This window comes from Nafulsella turpanensis ZLM-10 (assembly GCF_000346615.1).
Lineage (GTDB): Bacteria > Bacteroidota > Bacteroidia > Cytophagales > Cyclobacteriaceae > Nafulsella > Nafulsella turpanensis.
Genome location: NZ_ANNU01000044.1, coordinates 43042 through 60478 on the forward strand (window position 1 = coordinate 43042; position 17437 = coordinate 60478).

18 protein-coding genes, 1 tRNA gene and 1 other RNA gene are annotated in these 17437 nt (G+C 45.9%); 13 read left to right on the plus strand and 7 right to left on the minus strand.

All coding sequences use genetic code 11. The annotated features are described in order from the left end of the window. From F752_RS0116725 to F752_RS0116765, 9 genes are all read left to right on the plus strand, one after another. A complete protein-coding gene (locus tag F752_RS0116725; protein ID WP_017732900.1) occupies positions 1-627 on the plus strand; it encodes a polysaccharide deacetylase family protein in 627 nt (208 codons plus the stop codon). Continuing rightward, positions 624-1739, plus strand: a complete 1116-nt coding sequence (locus tag F752_RS0116730; RefSeq protein ID WP_017732901.1) for a glycosyltransferase family 2 protein — start codon at positions 624-626, stop codon at positions 1737-1739. The genes F752_RS0116725 and F752_RS0116730 overlap by 4 nt, the downstream gene beginning before the upstream one ends. Before the next feature lie 230 nt (positions 1740-1969). Beyond that, positions 1970-2743, plus strand: coding sequence for a TatD family hydrolase (locus F752_RS0116735; RefSeq protein WP_017732903.1), 774 nt, complete (start codon positions 1970-1972; stop codon positions 2741-2743). Next, a complete protein-coding gene (locus F752_RS0116740) occupies positions 2736-3809 on the plus strand; it encodes an asparaginase (protein WP_017732904.1) in 1074 nt (357 codons plus the stop codon). Before F752_RS0116735 ends, F752_RS0116740 begins: the two co-directional genes overlap by 8 nt. Positions 3810-3893: 84 nt before the next feature. Next, positions 3894-3982, plus strand: a tRNA-Ser gene (locus F752_RS0116745). A gap of 80 nt (positions 3983-4062) precedes the next feature. Beyond that, a complete protein-coding gene (locus F752_RS0116750) occupies positions 4063-4911 on the plus strand; it encodes a MotA/TolQ/ExbB proton channel family protein (protein WP_026135803.1) in 849 nt (282 codons plus the stop codon). Positions 4912-4967: 56 nt separating this feature from the next. After that, the gene (locus F752_RS0116755; protein WP_017732906.1) at positions 4968-5303 is read left to right on the plus strand and encodes a hypothetical protein; all 336 of its coding nucleotides are present in this window, start codon (positions 4968-4970) and stop codon (positions 5301-5303) included. A gap of 7 nt (positions 5304-5310) precedes the next feature. Further along, positions 5311-5868 (plus strand): ExbD/TolR family protein, encoded by a 558-nt coding sequence (locus F752_RS0116760; RefSeq protein WP_017732907.1) that lies wholly within the window; start codon positions 5311-5313, stop codon positions 5866-5868. A gap of 14 nt (positions 5869-5882) precedes the next feature. After that, positions 5883-6347, plus strand: coding sequence for an ExbD/TolR family protein (locus F752_RS0116765; RefSeq protein ID WP_017732908.1), 465 nt, complete (start codon positions 5883-5885; stop codon positions 6345-6347). A 419-nt stretch (positions 6348-6766) separates the two neighbouring features. On the opposite strand, the gene F752_RS0116770 is transcribed toward F752_RS0116765, so the two are convergent. Next, positions 6767-7540, minus strand: a complete 774-nt coding sequence (locus F752_RS0116770; RefSeq protein WP_017732909.1) for an AMP nucleosidase — start codon at positions 7538-7540, stop codon at positions 6767-6769. 25 nt (positions 7541-7565) lie between these two features. On the opposite strand from F752_RS0116770, the gene F752_RS0116775 reads away from it, so the two are divergent. Then, positions 7566-8012 (plus strand): type I restriction enzyme HsdR N-terminal domain-containing protein, encoded by a 447-nt coding sequence (locus tag F752_RS0116775; protein ID WP_017732910.1) that lies wholly within the window; start codon positions 7566-7568, stop codon positions 8010-8012. A 59-nt stretch (positions 8013-8071) separates the two neighbouring features. On the opposite strand, the gene ald is transcribed toward F752_RS0116775, so the two are convergent. Then, a complete protein-coding gene (ald, locus tag F752_RS0116780) occupies positions 8072-9208 on the minus strand; it encodes an alanine dehydrogenase (RefSeq protein ID WP_017732911.1) in 1137 nt (378 codons plus the stop codon). Positions 9209-9668: 460 nt separating this feature from the next. Here ald and F752_RS0116790 point away from each other — a divergent pair, with 460 nt between their 5' ends. Then, positions 9669-12077 carry an alpha-ketoacid dehydrogenase subunit alpha/beta gene (locus F752_RS0116790; RefSeq protein WP_017732913.1) on the plus strand — a complete coding sequence of 803 codons (2409 nt, stop codon included), beginning with the start codon at positions 9669-9671 and terminating at the stop codon, positions 12075-12077. Positions 12078-12142: 65 nt separating this feature from the next. On the opposite strand, the gene F752_RS0116795 is transcribed toward F752_RS0116790, so the two are convergent. Continuing rightward, the gene (locus tag F752_RS0116795) at positions 12143-12907 is read right to left on the minus strand and encodes a hypothetical protein (protein ID WP_017732914.1); all 765 of its coding nucleotides are present in this window, start codon (positions 12905-12907) and stop codon (positions 12143-12145) included. A gap of 74 nt (positions 12908-12981) precedes the next feature. Here F752_RS0116795 and F752_RS0116800 point away from each other — a divergent pair, with 74 nt between their 5' ends. Continuing rightward, on the plus strand, positions 12982-13971 hold the full coding sequence (locus tag F752_RS0116800) for a LuxE/PaaK family acyltransferase (protein WP_026135804.1): 990 nt from the start codon (positions 12982-12984) through the stop codon (positions 13969-13971). A 121-nt stretch (positions 13972-14092) separates the two neighbouring features. Then, entirely contained in the window at positions 14093-14233 is a 141-nt protein-coding gene (locus F752_RS26445) for a hypothetical protein (RefSeq protein ID WP_169331914.1), read from the plus strand. Positions 14234-14272: 39 nt separating this feature from the next. On the opposite strand, the gene F752_RS0116810 is transcribed toward F752_RS26445, so the two are convergent. From F752_RS0116810 to F752_RS0116825, 4 genes are all read right to left on the minus strand, one after another. Then, positions 14273-15436 carry a sigma-54-dependent transcriptional regulator gene (locus F752_RS0116810; RefSeq protein ID WP_017732916.1) on the minus strand — a complete coding sequence of 388 codons (1164 nt, stop codon included), beginning with the start codon at positions 15434-15436 and terminating at the stop codon, positions 14273-14275. A 21-nt stretch (positions 15437-15457) separates the two neighbouring features. Beyond that, positions 15458-15863: RNase P RNA component class A (rnpB, locus tag F752_RS25500), an RNA gene on the minus strand. Between the two features lie 119 nt (positions 15864-15982). Continuing rightward, a complete protein-coding gene (locus F752_RS0116820; RefSeq protein ID WP_017732918.1) occupies positions 15983-16381 on the minus strand; it encodes a type III secretion system chaperone family protein in 399 nt (132 codons plus the stop codon). Positions 16382-16463: 82 nt separating this feature from the next. Then, entirely contained in the window at positions 16464-17432 is a 969-nt protein-coding gene (locus tag F752_RS0116825; RefSeq protein WP_017732919.1) for a Smr/MutS family protein, read from the minus strand. Between the last annotated feature and the right edge of the window lie 5 nt (positions 17433-17437).

The following is a 17437-nucleotide window of genomic DNA, read 5'->3' on the forward strand; positions in this document are numbered from 1 at the left end:
ATGTATCTTCATTTTACACCGGCACCGGTACAATGGGCCTTTCCCCGCTATACATGGCACAGGAGCAGAACGGCCAAAACTATTTACCTGACCTTCGATGATGGCCCGGTACCGGAAGTAACTCCTTTTGTACTGGACGTACTGGAGCAGTTTAATGCCAAAGCCACTTTTTTTTGCGTGGGCGATAATGTACGCAAGCATCCGGAGATATTGAACAGGGCGCTCGCGGCAGGGCATCAGGTAGGTAACCACACCTTTAACCACCTGAAGGGCAGCAAAACGGGAAAGGATGAATATCTCCTGAATGTGCAGCAATGCACGGATGAAATCAAAAGCGCAGGCGGTACTTCTCCGGGGCTTTTTCGTCCTCCCTATGGTCGTATCAGGAAAGAACAGGCAAAGGCGCTCCTACCTCACTACGAAATGATTATGTGGGATGTATTGTCGGCCGATTATGATCAGTCTCTTTCTGCTGAAAGCTGCCTCAGGAAAAGTATCAGGTATACCAAGAATGGCTCCATTGTTGTTTTTCACGATAATCCCAAAGCGTTCGGGAATCTCTCCCTGGTATTGCCCCGCTACCTCCAACATTTTACCAACTTAGGCTACGCTTTTCAATCTTTATGAGTCTGTTGTACAGCATAGCGCTTGCAGCCATTTTGCTCCTGCTGGGCGTAAAGCTGGCGGCTTGCTGGCTACTCCGGACTAGCAGAGAGGCTGAAGCATCGGCTATGGAGCAGTGGCCACCAGTGGCAGTTTTGCTGGCCGTCCGAAATGAAGCACCCCGTCTTTCCCGCTGCCTGAACGCTCTCTCCGCATTGGACTACCCTGCCGAAAAGCTACAGGTATGGATAGGCAACGATGCTTCGGAGGATGAGACAAAAGCCGTGGCCGGGGCTTTTTGCCAGGGCAGGGCTGGCTGGAGAGTGCTGGATATTGAGGAGGATTGGGGGCAGGCAAAAGGAAAAGCCAATGTACTTGCCCAATTAGCCCATGCAGCAGGGGAGGAGCCTGAGTTTTTCTTTATCACCGATGCCGATGTAGCTGTTTCCGCCTCATGGATTAAGTCAATGCTTGGCCACTTTACTCCTGAAGTCGCTATTGTTTCCGGGACCTGTATAGTAGAAGGCCGGCACTTTTTTGCCCGTATGCAACGCTTCGACTGGGCTTTAAACCAGGGGCTTGCCAAAGCTTACAGCCTGTTGCGTGGAGCGAAAAAAACGTTAACTGTCTTTGGGAATAACATGGCCGTTCGGAAGGAAGCTTATCGGAAAGTTGGGGGCTTTGCGTCCATTCCTTTTTCCGTTACCGAGGATTTTGAACTTCACCGGCAGTTGAGCAGGCTGGGCTACAGGAGCCTCCATACCCTGGATCCGACAGCAAAATCGCATACCTTACCCATTGAGCGGTGGAAAAACCTGCTTCACCAGCGGAGGCGCTGGATGGAAGGGGCACTGCAGTTACCATGGTTTATGGTCACTATACTATTTGTGCAGGCCCTGTTCTTTCCGGCTGTTTTGCTGCTTTTATTTGTAAGTCCTTTGCTTGGCGTTGGGGTATGGATTGCAAAAGTCTGGCTGCAGCGGTTGGTTGTCCGTCAGTTTTTCAGCAGGATTCAGGAGCCCTCATCATTGCCATTCTTCGGTTTTGAAATTTATTTGCTGTTCCTGGGGTTGAACCTCCTTGTTTTTTACCTGCTGCCGTTTTCCTTCAGCTGGAAAGGGAGAAGGTACCGCTAAATATTTAAGCTGCATACCCGGATGGCAGGGGTGCAGATTTCAAATCATACGGGAATCCCTTTTCAGGCTTAGCTTATAAAAGAGGGGCTTTCCTCCTGCTGTAATAGGAGAGGGAGCACATGGAAGGAGGAATGGCTATGGAGGATTCTTTGGGCAATGACCGAATTCCATTAAGTTTGCAGCTTGTAAAAGTTAAATGGCAATTTTTTACTCAAACAGCCTAATAGGAAATGAACCACTGGATAGACAGCCACGCACACATATACGATAAAGCGTTCGACAAGGACCGATCGGAGGTAATTAACAAATGCAGAGATGAAGGTATGCTGCAGATATATATGCCAAATGTCGACCACACCTCTATTGACCGGATGCTGGAGACAGAGGCGCGTTACCCCGAATGTGTTGCCACGATGGGGCTGCACCCCTGCTCCGTAAATAAAGATTTTGAAAAGGAACTGTACAAGGTGGAAGAATGGCTCGATAAAAGACCTTTTGCAGCAGTTGGAGAGATAGGAATAGACCTCTACTGGGATAAAACTTTTTTACCCCAGCAGGAAGAGGCGTTCAGAATTCAAACCCGCTGGGCCAAAGAAAAAGGGATACCTGTTATAATCCACTGCAGGGAAGCTTTTGCAGAAACGCTTGCCCTGGTAGAGGAACTCAGAGATGAAAACTTCAGGGGAGTATTCCATTGCTTTACAGGCACACTCGAAGAGGCGGAAAAGGCAGTTGACCTGGGGCTTTTCCTGGGCATAGGAGGAGTCGCTACGTTTAAAAATGGTGGGCTGGATAAGGTACTGCCACATATTGATTTAAAGAACCTGGTGCTCGAAACCGATAGCCCTTACCTTGCGCCGGTCCCTCACAGAGGCAAGCGCAATTCCCCTTCGTACATTCCGCTGGTAGCTCAAAGGCTTGCGGAGCTAAGTGGCAAGAGCCTGGAGGAGGTATATACTATCACCACTGCCAACACTCAAAACCTGTTCAGTGCAAATGATTAACTCAAAGATTCACATAAACACAGCGGCTCCTGAAAATCCGGAAGCAAATTTACTCATCATTTATACCGGCGGAACGGTAGGAATGGTATACGATGAAAAAGGAGCACTGGTGCCATTCGATTTTCAGCAGATACTGGATAAAATCCCCTCCCTGAGTCGATATAACCTATTATTAACCGTAATTTCTTTTGTAGAACTTATCGACAGTTCTAATGCTACCCCTGAAACCTGGCAGGAAATCGGAGACATAATTAATGAGAACTATAACAATTACGACGGATTCGTAGTTTTGCACGGGACGGATACAATGGCGTACAGTGCTTCGGCAGTCAGCTTTATGCTGCAGGGGCTTAACAAGCCTGTTGTTTTTACCGGAGCACAATTACCTATTGGAGCCGTTAGGACCGATGCAAGGGAAAACCTGGTTACTGCCCTGGAAATTGCATCGGCTAAAAGAACTGACGGAGCACCCATAGTACCGGAAGTGTGCATTTATTTTAACTACCGGCTGTTGCGGGGTAACAGAGCCCGCAAGGTACAGAGTGTGCATTTCGATGCATTTGAATCTAATAATTACCCTCTGCTGGCAGAAGCAGGGGTGGAGATATTGTTTAATGAAGCTTTTATTCGTCCTTACCAGGCAAACAGCCAACTGAATTACCATCGAAATTTTAGTAAACAGGTTTTAATCCTGAAGTTGTTTCCGGGAATTAGCCAGGAGGTAGTAGAAAATATGCTGAACGTTCCGGGGCTAAAAGGAGTGGTGCTGGAGACTTTTGGCTCAGGTAATGCGCCCACTTTCCCGTGGTTCATCAGGGCACTTGAAAAAATTATAGCCAATGGGGTAGTGGTACTTAACATATCGCAATGCCATGGCGGAAAGGTAATGCAGGGAAGGTACGGAACCAGTAAGTTGCTGGAAGACATAGGGGTATTGAGTGGGGCAGATATGACCACAGAAGCAGCTATGACAAAGACAATGTTATTACTTGGCGAAGATTATTCTGTGAACCGTCTGAAAAGCGAATTTTCAGTGCCCTTGTGTGGGGAAATGGCCGGGGATTAGTCGTTAAAAAATGGATTATATATTTGCATAAAGCGTTTTTTATCTATTTATTTGTGCCTTATTGCTTTGAAATATTACTTACACAGAGAGGTGGCCGAGTGGCTTAAGGCGCACGCCTGGAAAGTGTGTATACCCTTCACGGGGTATCGAGGGTTCGAATCCCTCTCTCTCTGCTGATTTTTTTAAAATCAATAAATACAACTTGAAATTAAATCTAACCTATTTAACACCAGTACTTACTAACAACTAAACTATGAAAAAGTTATTCGCTTTATTGATGCTTTTTAGTGTAATGAGCTTCGGTAATTCTACTGCCGTTTTTGCGCAGGATGTAGAAACTGAAGCTGTTGAGGAAACGGCCGTTGAAGATACTGCTGCTGTGGAAGAAGAAGTAGTTGAAACGCCCCCAGTTGCTATTGAGCCGGCTGCCGAAGAAGCAGAATTTGAAGGAGAAGAAAGTGAAAATTTCCATCAGGTAGTAAAAAGATACTTTATCGATGGTGGTTGGGAATTTATGGGCATTGTATTGCTGTGTCTGATCCTTGGTCTTGCCATTGCAATTGAAAGAATTATTACCCTTAATATGGCTACCACCAATACAAAGAAGCTTTTAGCTAATGTAGAAGATGCACTTGCCACTGGCGGCATCGAAGGAGCCAAAGAAGTTACCCGTAATAACAGCAGCCCAATCGCTTCTATTTTTACCCAGGGCTTAATGCGTAGCTCAGAAGGTATCGATATGGTAGAAAAGTCTATTATTTCTTACGGTTCTGTAGAAATGGGTCGTCTTGAAAAAGGACTGGTGTGGATTTCTCTTTTTATCTCTCTGGCTCCAATGCTTGGGTTCATGGGTACGGTAATTGGTATGATTCAGGCATTTGATGCGATTGAGCAGGCTGGTGATATTTCTCCTGTTGTTGTGGCAAATGGTATTAAAGTGGCCCTTTTAACAACAGTAGCCGGTCTTATTGTTGCCATTATCCTTCAGTTATTTTATAACTACTGCGTATCGAAAATCGACTCTATCGTGAATAAGATGGAAGATGCTTCTATCGCCCTGGTTGACCTTTTGGTGAAGCACCAGCTAACTACCAGAAGATAATTTACCTTTAGGTAGATAGAAGGTTCTTAAATCATAAACGAAAATTTAACAAGAGTATGGAAGAGAGTTCAAGCTTTTTCGATATAGCACTATATGTGGGATATTTTCTGGTAATCGTGGCTGCTGTTGCTGCCATTGTTCTGCCCCTGATTAAATCCTTTAGCAATCCTCGCAGCCTCTTAGCGATTGGCGGCGGAATTTTAGCCCTGGCTGTAATTTTTCTGATAGGATATGCGTTAGCAGATAGTGAAGTAATGCCTTATTATGCCCGTTACAGCCTTGATGGTGGTGGCGGTAAGATTATAGGAGGTGCCATTATTACCATGTATATTCTACTTGGCCTGGCGCTCCTTAGCATTGCGGTTACAGAAGTTTCTAAACTATTTAGATAATTAAATTATGGCAAGAAAGAAAGACAGAGGAACACCGGAAGTTAACTCAGGCTCCATGGCCGATATCGCTTTCCTTCTGCTGGTGTTCTTCCTCGTAACCACAACAATCCCGAACGAAAAGGGCTTGTTGTTACAACTTCCTGCAAAGCCGGACCCAAACCAGCCGCCACCGGAAGTAAAGCTTAATGACCGGAATATCTTTAAGGTGCTGATCAACTCAGAAGACCGCCTGTTGGTGGAAGATGAGCCGCTCAATGACCCCAGCAAACTGAAGGAGATGGTGAAAGAATTCGTGATGAATCCGAATAACGATCCAACGCTTTCAGAAAGTCCTCAGGATGCCATTGTTTCCCTGAAGAACAACCGTGGTACCAGCTACGAAATGTTTATAACGGTGCTGGATGAACTGCAGGGAGCCTATTATGAAATATATGCTGAGAGAGCAGGAGTGTCACCAGAAGAATTCCGTAACCTGGACCTGAATAATCCGGAAGAACGGGCAATATACGAGAGAGGAAGAGGAGATATCCCAATGGCGATATCCATTGCCCAACCAAGTAAATAAAGAGGAGAAATATTATGAGCAAGTTTCGTAAGAAGTCAAATACAAAGCAGGAAATACCAACCTCGGCCCTGCCGGATATTATCTTTATGCTTCTCTTCTTCTTCATGGTAACTACGGTTATGCGTGAGAATACAGTAAAAGTGGAGCAGCAGCTGCCACGTGCCGAGCAAATTAAAAAGCTCGAAAAAGTGGAACTGGTATCTTATGTATACATTGGTAAGCCCACAGAAACAAGCGTGTACGGTACAGAACCCAGAATTCAAATAAACGATGTGTTTATTGATGTAAAGGATATCGTGCAGTTTGTAGAGGAAGAACGTTCTAAACTGAATGAAGCGGAAAAAAATCAGCTGACTATTTCCTTAAAGGTGGATAGTGAAGCAAAAATGGGTTTGATTACCGATGTTCAGGAAGAGCTGAAAGAAGCTAATGCCCTGAAGGTGATGTACTCCACCCCTCAGGAGATCGATCTGGATTAAAAACAGGACCGGTTTTCCTATGCGAGAACCAAACCATTACAATAATTACAATATAAGAGCTCCTCTAAACAGAGGGGCTTTTTTTGTTTCCGGCCTGCCTTTTCACTTGAAGAGCCGCTTCTCCATGTTTCTCCCCGATAGGTTGGTTCCATTGCATGCCTCAGGTCCAAAGGCATATAGTCTTTCCCTGGAGCCCTGCACCTGCTCCGGAGGTGGCTTGAGCAGCCTCTCTAGCTATGGTATAATCCTTTGCTTGATTTTGGTTTATTTCCTGCCCAAAGCATGAAATCAGTTGAATAAGAAAAAGCCTTTATCGATACCAGAAGGAGATCAGTAAAGGCTTTTCTTTTAGATGGAGATTTAAATTTTGCCTGGTAAAAAGGCTCATGGATGAAGAGTGCGGGGAGTGTTATCTGAAGTCATTCGAACTTCAGGTGTTTTACAGATTCACCCGAATCTCTTAACTCAATGAGAGAGTCGATGCCGATGTCCAGGTGTTTGGTTACATACACATCTGTTACTTTACGGTCGCTGGCTTCTGTTTTCACCCCTTCCGGAATCATCGGGTTGTCAGATACAAGCAGTAGGGCTCCATGCGGAATTTCATTCACAAAGCCGGTAATGAAGAGGGTGGCAGTTTCCATATCAACGCCCATAGCTCTGATGGAACGAAGGTACTCTTTAAACTCCTCATCATGCTCCCAAACACGGCGGTTAGTGGTGTAAACCGTACCTGTCCAGTAATCCATTTCGTGCTTCTTAATCATGGAAGAAACAGAGCGCTGGAGGCGGAAGGAGGGAAGGGCCGGAATTTCGGGTGGCATATAGTCATTACTGGTTCCTTCGCCCCTGATGGCTGCAATAGGAAGAATAAGGTCGCCCAGCTTCGTTTTTTTCTTTAACCCGCCGCATTTGCCCAGGAAGAGAGCCGCCTTTGGTTTAATGGCACTCAAAAGGTCCATTACAGTGGCAGCCATAGCACTGCCCATCCCAAAATTAATAATAGTGATGTCTTCGGCTGTGGCTGTTTGCATTGGCTTACTTTTTCCTATTACCGGAACCCCAAACTTCTCAGCAAACATTTCTACATAGCCGATGAAGTTGGTCAGTAAAATATATTCGCCAAACTTTTCGAGCGGAACACCAGTATAGCGGGGGAGCCAGTTGGCAACGATCTCTTCTTTTGTCTTCATATTTATTTTGTTCTAATTTTACGCAATGATACAACTGAATTTGCCTGCCTTTGAGCACAAAATAAAGAAACAGCAGGATAAACTCTATATCTATGACAGCATCCGGCGCAAGTATTTACTGCTGACGCCCGAGGAGTGGGTAAGGCAGCACTTCCTTCATTACCTGATATCCGACCTGCGCTACCCAAAGGGCCTGATTACCACTGAAAGCGGTTTAAAGTACCACCAGTTGCAACGCAGGACTGATATAGTCGTTTTTGACCGTCAGGCAAAGCCATTTATGATTGTGGAGTGCAAAGCCCCTTCGGTAACCATTAATCAGCAGGTATTTAACCAGATTGCTACTTATAATAAGGTGCTGCAGGCAAATTTGTTAGTAGTGAGTAATGGGCTTCAGCATTTTTGCTGCCAGCTAAAGCCCGGAACTCAAAGTTGGGAGTTCCTGCCTACAATCCCTTCCAGCCCCTTATAAAAAAGGACTGCCGCTAAGCAGTCCTTTTTCTTCATAAATTGTAATTCAGCGGAAGAAGTTTACTGCCCCGGGGCATAATGCCTGTTCAGGTGCATTTCTGCCGGAACATGAGGCAGGCCAAATGCTTCCGCGACTCCTTCATACACAACATCGCCATGTATAACATTCAGGCCTAAAAGAAGCTCTCGGCTATCGATACAGGCTTTCTGCCATCCTTTATTCGCTAACTGAATAGCATAAGGAAGGGTCGCATTCGTCAGGGCCAGGGTTGAAGTATAAGGCACGGCACCTGGCATGTTGGCTACACAGTAATGCACAATGCCATCAATTACATAAGTCGGGTCCTGGTGAGTAGTAGGCTTACAGGTTTCAATACAACCGCCCTGGTCAACTGCCACATCCACCAGTACAGTACCCGGGCGCATATCTTTCAGCATGTCGCGGGTAATCAGGTGAGGCGCTTTTTTACCAGGAATCAGGACAGCACCAATAATCAGGTCGTGAGACGGAAGCAGCTCGCGAATATTGTACTCGTTGGAGTAAAAAGTATTTACGTTGGCTGGCATTACTTCTGAAAGATAGCGAAGGCGGTTCAGGTTAATATCCAGAATGGTAACATCGGCTCCTAATCCTGCAGCCATTTGTGCGGCGTGCGTACCCACTATACCACCACCCAGAATCATTACTTTGGCAGGACGAACACCGGGTACACCACCTAACAGGATGCCGCGGCCCCCCATTGGTTTTTCCAGGTATTTAGCCCCTTCCTGTACAGACATTCTACCCGCTACTTCCGACATTGGCACAAGGAGTGGCAGACTACGATCTGCTTTCTCTACTGTTTCGTAGGCAAGGCAAACCGAACGGCTCTTAATCATGGCTTCGGTAAGAGGCTGACTGGAGGCAAAGTGGAAATAAGTAAAAATAAGCTGGTCTTCTTTTACAAGTTTATATTCACGCTCAATCGGTTCTTTAACCTTCATGATCATTTCTGCAATACCATACACCTCCTCTATAGTAGGAAGAATCTGGGCACCTGCAGCAACATATTCCTCGTCTAAGAAACCACTGCCTTCACCTGCGGTAGATTGTACATATACCTGATGGTTGAACTTCTTCAGTTCCTGAACACCGGCAGGCGTTAAGGCTACGCGGTTTTCGTTATTCTTGATCTCCTTAGGAACACCAATTATCATTGTGCTTGTGTTTTAAAAGTTTTGGCAAATATAATATTTGTCCGTTAAAGAACAGGAAACATTTCGTCTTTTTCACTGGTATAAGAAAAGAGTAACTCCTTAAATGCAATCGTTTGAAATTTGTTTGAAAGCAGGTAGATTAAAATGATTTAAAATTCCTGTTAAATTATATTCTGAAAATACCTGCATTATAAATATTATATTTTGTTGCCTTGTGCTTTTAAGAACTTTCATTGCTAAATAAGTTAAATGCCATTCTGTTTAGCCTTTAAGGCTAGTTTGGCTTGGAGGAAGGGATTTGGATGCTACCTCTTTTTTTATAATTTTGTTTATCATTCAATAAAAATGAACAAAATTTTTTATTGATATTGCTGCATATTTTGCTTTTTATTAAAATTATATTTGGTCCATCGCTGGTTTCCGAATATAAAAATATTCTCAACTTTAAATCCGGTTTATAATGGGTACGAACACAACAACCGTTTCAGAAAATAAGGCCATTGCCACAGATGAAATACTGTCCGACTACCGCTTAGCCTGTGAAAGTCGACAGGCCAGCCTTATGGGCCGGAAAGAAGTTTTTATGGGGAAAGCAAAGTTCGGCATTTTTGGCGATGGAAAAGAGGTGGCCCAGATTGCCATGGCAAAGGCTTTCCGGGAGGGCGACTTTCGCTCCGGTTATTACCGCGACCAAACCTTTATGTTCGCAACCGGGGAGCTGACCATAGAACAGTATTTTGCCCAGCTCTATGCCCATACCGATGTAGAGGCCGATCCTGCCTCGGCCGGCCGCCTCATGAATGGGCACTTCGGTACCCGTATGCTGGACGAAAACGGAAACTGGAAAACCCTTACTGAAAAGAAAAACAGCAGTTCAGATATCTCTCCAACGGCCTCTCAAATGCCGCGACTGGTAGGGTTGGCCTATGCTTCCAAATTGTACCGCCAGAATCCGGCCCTGCAGGAGTTTAAAGATTTTTCTATCAATGGAAATGAGATAGCCTTTGGTACTATCGGTAATGCCTCTACCTCCGAAGGCATGTTCTATGAAGCAATTAATGCAGCCGGTGTATTGCAGGTGCCCATGCTGGTATCGGTTTGGGATGATGCCTATGGTATATCTGTTCCGCAGGAATACCATACCACTAAAGGCAGTATTTCAAAAGTACTGGCCGGCTTCCAGCGCAAAAAAGGAGAAGCAGGTTACGAAATATATGTAGTGAAAGGATGGGACTACCTGGCCCTGGTAGATACTTACCGGAAAGCGGCGCAGGTATGTCGTGAGGAACATGTACCGGGCCTTGTACATGTCGTTGAGCTTACCCAGCCACAGGGCCACTCCACCTCCGGTTCGCACGAGCGCTACAAATCCAAAGAAAGACTCGAATGGGAGGCGGAACATGACTGCATCCGCAAAATGCGGGAGTGGATACTGGAGAATGATATGGCTTCGGCAGAGGAGCTGGATGCCATAGAAAAAGAAGCAGTGAACCGTGCCCGTGAGGCAAAGAATAATGCCTGGAAAGCCTTCAGGGCCTCTATTGAGGAAGAGCAGCAGGAGGCGATGGAACTGCTGAAGCAGGCAGCCGGTGAGGCTGCTCCGATTGAAGCTATTTCGCGTGAGCTGGCCGAGACCCTTAACCCTGTTCGACTCGATGGAGTAAGAGCCGTAAAACGAGCCCTGCGCTATTTGCGCGAAAGCCAGTCGCCGGTAAAAAGCTCTATGCTGAGCTGGCTGGAAAAGGTAGAGGGAAGAAACAAAGACCGCTTCAACAGCCACCTGCATAGCCAGTCGGAGCAGGCCGCACTAAAGGTAAAGGAAGTAAAAGCGGAAATTAATGAAGAAGACGATCAGGTAGATGGTAGAGAAGTACTGCAGGCCTGCTTCGATGCAGCTCTTAGCCGCGACCCCCGCGTATTTGCATTCGGGGAAGATGTAGGTAGAATTGGCGATGTAAACCAGGCCTTTGCCGGCCTTCAGGAAAAATACGGAGAGCTAAGGGTAACCGATACCGGCATTCGGGAGTGTACCATTATTGGGCAGGGCATAGGGGCAGCCATGAGAGGCCTCCGGCCTATTGCCGAGATTCAGTACCTGGACTACCTGCTTTATGCTATCCAGATACTTTCAGATGACCTTGCCAGCCTGCAGTACAGAACCAAAGGAGGGCAGAAGGCGCCGCTGATTGTGCGAACAAGAGGGCACCGCCTGGAAGGGGTGTGGCACTCCGGTTCCCCCATTGGCATGATTCTTCATTCCCTGCGTGGGATGTATGTACTGGTGCCAAGAGATATGACCCAGGCTGCCGGCTTTTATAACACCCTGTTGCAGTCAGACGATCCGGCCCTGATGATTGAATGTCTGAACGGCTACCGCTTAAAAGAGCGGATACCTCGCAATATCGATACTTTTACAGTGCCTCTGGGCGTGCCGGAGGTACTGAGAGAAGGGGAGGATGTGACCATCGTTACCTATGGCTCTATGTGCCGTATTGTAATGGAAGCAGCACAGCAACTGGAAGAGTTTGGCATTAGCTGTGAGGTAATAGACGTGCAGACACTTCTGCCGTTTGACCTGGACCACCGCATTGTGGAATCGCTGAAAAAGACGAGCCGTATTATTTTTGCGGATGAGGATGTACCCGGTGGCGCTTCTGCCTATATGATGCAGCAGGTAATCGAAGAGCAGGAGGGGTACCGTTACCTGGATTCTCAGCCAGTTACCATTGCCGCCCAGCCACACCGCCCGGCCTATTCTTCCGATGGCGATTATTTCTCCAAGCCTAATATTGAAACAGTATTCGATACAGTTTATAAATTAATGGAAGAGGTAGATCCAAAAGCTTTTCCACCTGTTTATAAAGGATAAGCCTTCGGGATAGGAAACAAAAAAGCTTCTCCTGAGCGGGGAAGCTTTTTTTCTGCTGCTGACTACTATTCGCCTGCCTCTACCTCTTCTAAGGTAAAAGGGGGGGACTCTACTATATTGCTAACATGCAGGGCGCGGTCGATGATATAGACCCGCAGTTTTAGAGTTTCATTCCTGAAGTAGGGCAGCAATCCATTATTGATAAACTGGTAGGTAAGCGTTCCGCTCAATGGCTTATCCGGAAGTTTCGGATCAAATAAAATCGGGAAGCGGCCATGAGGTGAAATACCGCAGCCTCCACCGGGAGGAGCTGTGGTCCAGTCAAAAGGAACAAATCCTTCCTCCCGTTCTACCAGAAACTCTAAATAAATATTATAATAATAAGGGTTTGGGGTAGAGTACAGAGTGTCTGGCCCCACTTCACCAAAAGTCTTTTTATAAGGGCTGTTATCGGAGGTGCTGTAATAGTAAAAGGCTCCGGTACTATCGAACCTGCCTAATATATAATTTGTGCAGCTATAGGGCCTTGTAAAAGGAGGCATGGTGTCATTGCTGCTAATGGTAAGGACGTTGCCGCTTCCGTCTTCTTCAAAGGTAAAGGAGTGGTAAGGAGGATCCAGTTCATCTCCCTTCAGCCCCAGGTCGCCATCACCATCCTGGAAGGCAATGGAAATGACCAGCGAGTCTGTCGGATCATTTGGAGTATCGTAAAAGGTAACATCCTTAAAGCTGATTTCCGGTTCTACAGGAAACTCAGGAGCCTCATAGCAGGCAGAGGCTGACAGCAGCAAAAAAATAAAGAGGGTGGATAAAGTGTGTGAATCCTTCATGTACTGAGCAGTTCTTATCGTTAAAAATAACGAATAAATTATAATATTTGTATGTTACTCTTATTTTATAACTATTGAAAAACTTAAAAGATTTGCAGTCGCGGGTATTACAGCTGAGCCCTGCTGATTTTGAGGACCTTGCGCTGGAGGTTTTTAATTTTCAGGCACAGGAAAATGTAGTTTATGGTGAGTACCTGCAGCATCTGAATGTAGAACCCTCAGAAGTATCGGCTATATCAGGTATTCCTTTTATGCCTATTGATTTTTTCAAAACGAAATCGGTACGGGCCGGACAATGGACGGAGGAAGGATACTATGAAAGTAGTGGTACCGGATACGGAGTTCGGAGCAGGCATTACATTCAGGATATAGGCTTTTATCAGCAGGGTGCTCAAAAAGCTTTTGAGCGCCTGTATGGACCCTTAAGTCAGTTTGCAATCCTGGCACTGCTTCCTTCTTACCTGGAGCGGGAGCATTCTTCACTGGTGGCTATGGCCGATTTTTTTATGTCGAAGGCCGACAGTAAGCTTTCAGGCTTTTATTTATATGAGCATAAGGCTTTGCTGGAGCAGGTAGAGCGGGTAAAGAAAGCTGGGAAAAAGCTGTTGCTGATAGGGGTAAGCTTTGCCTTACTTGATTTGGCCGAAGAAGGAGCTGACTTAAGTGGTGCAATTGTGATGGAGACAGGAGGCATGAAAGGCCGGCGTAAGGAAATGATAAGAGCGGAACTACATGAGGTTTTAAAAAAAGGTTTGGGAATAGCTCAAATTCATTCAGAATATGGGATGACTGAGCTGTTATCGCAGGCTTATGCCCGCAGGGAGGGGCTTTTTGAAACGCCCCCCTGGATGAAGGTGTACATTCGCGATCTGAATGATCCTTTTAGTTTTGTAAACTTTGGCAGGAGTGGAGGTGTTAATGTCGTAGATTTAGCAAATGTTCATAGCTGTGCATTTGTAGAAACACAGGATATTGGGATATCCCATCCAAACGGTACATTCGAAATATTAGGCAGGTTTGATAATTCAGAGATTAGAGGGTGCAATTTATTGCTCTTTTCTTAACAAAATCGTTAATTCATATATTTAAACAATTCAACAAGCGTTAATAAATTACGTAAACTTGTAGCATTTTAGCAGAACTGATATATTTGTTTTGTGATCTGTTATACCAAAATCTAAAATCATGAAATTAAAAGCTTTACTTTTCGCGCTGGTTCTATTCGGTTTAGGTGCCTGTACTCAAAGAACTTGCCCTACTTACACCATGCAGGATGGAGAAAACCATAAGGTAAATATTGAAACAGCTGATGTAGAACAAGTGTAAAATTAAAGCACTCTCGGCATAAAAACAGAAATCAGCCCTTTACTGGCTGATTTCTGTGTATTTAACAACGTCCTCTTCGGTTATTTCCTGCGCGCCCATTATTACCAGGCGCTCCACCACATTTCTCAACTCCCGTATATTGCCGGACCAGCTATGCTCCTGTAGCTTTCTGATACCTGCGGCAGACATACTCTTTTTAGCAGTGCCATATTCGTTGGCGACATCTTCCAGAAAACGGTCAACTAAAAGCGGAATATCTTCTTTGCGATCCTTCAAAGCCGGAACCTTTATAACAATTACACTCAGGCGGTGGTAGAGGTCTTCGCGAAACTGGTTTTCTGCAATCATTTCCCTGAGGTTCTTATTCGTGGCGGCCAGAATACGGACATCTACTTTTATGTCCTTGTCGCCTCCTACCCGGGTAATTTTATGCTCCTGCAGAGCCCGTAGCACTTTTGCCTGGGCAGAAAGGCTCATATCCCCGATTTCGTCCAGAAAAAGAGTACCCCCATTGGCCTGTTCGAATTTGCCAATCCGCTGCTTTACGGCAGAGGTAAAGGAGCCCTTTTCGTGGCCAAAAAGTTCGCTTTCGATAAGCTCGGCAGGAATGGCGGCGCAGTTTACCTCGATAAGGGGCGAACCGCTTCTAGCGCTCTTTTCGTGCAGCCAGCGGGCCACCAGCTCTTTACCGGTGCCGTTAGGGCCGGTTATCAGTACCCGCGCTTCTGTAGGGGCTACCTTCTCAATGGCTTCTTTTACCTGAAGAATTGCTTCGGATTCGCCCACCATATCGTACTTTCGGGCAACTTTTTTACGAAGGGTCTTGGTTTCGTTTACCAGGGTAGACTTATCCAGGGCATTCCGGACCGTCAGGAGCAGGCGGTTGAGGTCTGGTGGCTTTTCTATAAAATCAAAAGCTCCTTTTTTAGTGGCATCTACAGCCGTTTCTATGGTAGCGTGGGCCGATATCATGATAAACTGCGATTCGATACCTGCTTCCATGGCTCGTTCCAGCAGTTCCATGCCATCCATTTTAGGCATTTTAATGTCGCATAGTACCAGGTCGTAATGCTCGCTGGTTACTTTCTTTAGGCCTTCCTCACCGTCTTTGGCCTCATCGACTTCGTATTTCTCATACTCTAAAATATCGCGCAGGGTATGGCGGATGCTCTGTTCGTCGTCTACTACTAAAATTTTTGCCATTGTATAAAAATAGGGTTAAAAAATAAACGCAGGCCTGTAAGCCGGGTTCTGTCAACTGGCATATGCCAGTTCCTTATCATTTATCTGGGCCCGCCATCACTGGCGGGCTCTATCGACCTACCCATTCTACTCTCTGCCTGGGCAGAATTGAGCGAGCAACTCTCTTTCCGGCCAAAACCGGAAAAGCAGAACCTATTTGGTCTTTCAACTCCTAAGGTTTACCATGCGCCCTTTATCACTAAAGGACCGGTGGGCTCTTACCCCGCCTTTTCACCCTTACCCTGCAGGCAGGGCGGTTTGTTTTCTGTGGCACTGGCTGTAGCCTGCAGCTTTCGCCACAGGCCCCTTCCTGTTAGGAAGTAGGATGCTCTGCGTTGCCCGGACTTTCCTCACCGGCCGGGGCCGGTGCGATAAGGCAGCCTGCGTTCTTTTTACCAATTAATTAAAAGTTACAGATTCATACAAGTCTGTACATTGTTTTAGCACTCTCCTAAAAGATAACGGATGCTTATCCTGTGATCTTTCTTTTCAGGCATCAAAATTCTTTCACACTACATGCTGCCTGCTTAGCTTCATTTCCCATTCATCTGCTACGGTGGCTACTTCTAAAATAATTTCTTTCAGCAGCGCTTCCGTAATTGTATCGAAAAAGGCCGATGCTTCTACTTTTACTATGTTATCCGAAACAGAAAAGCGGGCATGGCAAAAGGTGGCATTGGCCCTCAGGAGGGCTTCAGTATTAATGTTATTATTAAAACCACATACTTTACTGGAAAATTCAATTTCTTTTCTGGCATTTCCTGTGTGCTGTCGCTGTAACCCCAGTACTGTCTGAAAGCGGCCTTCGGTTATGGGTACAAATATGACGGATTTATTTTTATCGTAGGCTGAGAAGTGCCCCTTAATTTCAGTGGCAAACCTTTCCATAAATTCGTTAAATACCATGGCAGCTCCTGTTTTAGAATGGTTTGTTGTGTTCAACCTTCTAATAAAATGACCACAGCCAGGCTTATTTGTTTCAGATAGCTTACTTTATCTTCACAAGAGTTCCTCCATAGCCGAATTTATCTTTTTGAGCATCTTTAAAGAAAAGAACCTGCTCGTGCCGGCCCAGGTATTTGTGAATAGCGCTTTTTAAAGTTCCGTTCCCCACGCCATGGACATACACCACTTCATCCATACCGGCCGCAATTGCCAGGTCGAGGTGTTTTTCAAAGCTGTCGAGCTGCAGCTGCAGCATTTCCTGCTTACTGAGCTTTGTGGGGTCCGGGCTAAGCTTTTCAATATGAAGGTCGAGCAGGGCAGGGGGCTGCCCGGTAATGCCGGCGGCCTGTGCCTGTACTTCTTTATTGGCCTGCAGGCTTTCTTTTAGTTGCTGTGGATCTACTGTAGTGGTCTCTTCGTCGAGCCTGAAGGTGTAAGCCTCGGCATTTAAAACCGGGGCGGTCTTCTTGCTCTTATAGAAGGATGAAGCTTTGAACTTAATTTTTTTCGTGAGTGGTACCTTGAGCTTATCTGTGGCTCTTGGAGAAAAAAAGAGACATTGGAAAACATAAGCCGGCCATTGCTCGAATTGCTGAATGTTCAGCTCAGAAAGCTTACTGAAGCTCCCTGCTGCCAGACTCCCACAGGCAATTCCTTTCAGCTGGTTGTTTTTTTCTTCATAAAAAGAAAAGGGCAACTGCTGAATGCTGTTATTGATAAGATAGGCCGCCACTACCCTGTCATTTAAAGGCTTGAAAGCCAGAAAAACCCCTTCATTGGCAGGTGGATTTTGAGGACTCACCCGCACAGGCTGAGTGGCTGCGGGCGCCGAGGTGGCTTCCTGCCTAAAGTAGGCGGTTTCCTCTTTGGCCACTACAACCACCTCACTTTTGAGTACGGGAATCTGGAAGCCATCTTCTATTTCTATTTCAATAAGCTTATTATCAATAATGCGGGTAATGATTCCTTCTTCCTTTCCGCGGAGTACCCTTACTTTATCACCTATATTCATGCTGT

What these genes read in the sequence shown, in the direction of transcription:
- ald (WP_017732911.1), bottom strand. Translation starts at nt 9,208, where the DNA reads ATGATAATTGGTGTTCCTAAGGAGATCAAGAATAACGAAAACCGCGTA.
- F752_RS0116790 (WP_017732913.1), top strand. Translation starts at nt 9,669, where the DNA reads ATGGGTACGAACACAACAACCGTTTCAGAAAATAAGGCCATTGCCACA.
- F752_RS0116730 (WP_017732901.1), top strand. Translation starts at nt 624, where the DNA reads ATGAGTCTGTTGTACAGCATAGCGCTTGCAGCCATTTTGCTCCTGCTG.
- F752_RS0116770 (WP_017732909.1), bottom strand. Translation starts at nt 7,540, where the DNA reads ATGAAGACAAAAGAAGAGATCGTTGCCAACTGGCTCCCCCGCTATACT.
- F752_RS0116735 (WP_017732903.1), top strand. Translation starts at nt 1,970, where the DNA reads ATGAACCACTGGATAGACAGCCACGCACACATATACGATAAAGCGTTC.
- F752_RS0116775 (WP_017732910.1), top strand. Translation starts at nt 7,566, where the DNA reads ATGATACAACTGAATTTGCCTGCCTTTGAGCACAAAATAAAGAAACAG.
- F752_RS26445 (WP_169331914.1), top strand. Translation starts at nt 14,093, where the DNA reads ATGAAATTAAAAGCTTTACTTTTCGCGCTGGTTCTATTCGGTTTAGGT.
- F752_RS0116750 (WP_026135803.1), top strand. Translation starts at nt 4,063, where the DNA reads ATGAAAAAGTTATTCGCTTTATTGATGCTTTTTAGTGTAATGAGCTTC.
- F752_RS0116795 (WP_017732914.1), bottom strand. Translation starts at nt 12,907, where the DNA reads ATGAAGGATTCACACACTTTATCCACCCTCTTTATTTTTTTGCTGCTG.
- F752_RS0116740 (WP_017732904.1), top strand. Translation starts at nt 2,736, where the DNA reads ATGATTAACTCAAAGATTCACATAAACACAGCGGCTCCTGAAAATCCG.
- F752_RS0116755 (WP_017732906.1), top strand. Translation starts at nt 4,968, where the DNA reads ATGGAAGAGAGTTCAAGCTTTTTCGATATAGCACTATATGTGGGATAT.
- F752_RS0116760 (WP_017732907.1), top strand. Translation starts at nt 5,311, where the DNA reads ATGGCAAGAAAGAAAGACAGAGGAACACCGGAAGTTAACTCAGGCTCC.
- F752_RS0116765 (WP_017732908.1), top strand. Translation starts at nt 5,883, where the DNA reads ATGAGCAAGTTTCGTAAGAAGTCAAATACAAAGCAGGAAATACCAACC.
- F752_RS0116825 (WP_017732919.1), bottom strand. Translation starts at nt 17,432, where the DNA reads ATGAATATAGGTGATAAAGTAAGGGTACTCCGCGGAAAGGAAGAAGGA.
- F752_RS0116820 (WP_017732918.1), bottom strand. Translation starts at nt 16,381, where the DNA reads ATGGTATTTAACGAATTTATGGAAAGGTTTGCCACTGAAATTAAGGGG.
- F752_RS0116725 (WP_017732900.1), top strand. Translation starts at nt 1, where the DNA reads ATGTATCTTCATTTTACACCGGCACCGGTACAATGGGCCTTTCCCCGC.
- F752_RS0116810 (WP_017732916.1), bottom strand. Translation starts at nt 15,436, where the DNA reads ATGGCAAAAATTTTAGTAGTAGACGACGAACAGAGCATCCGCCATACC.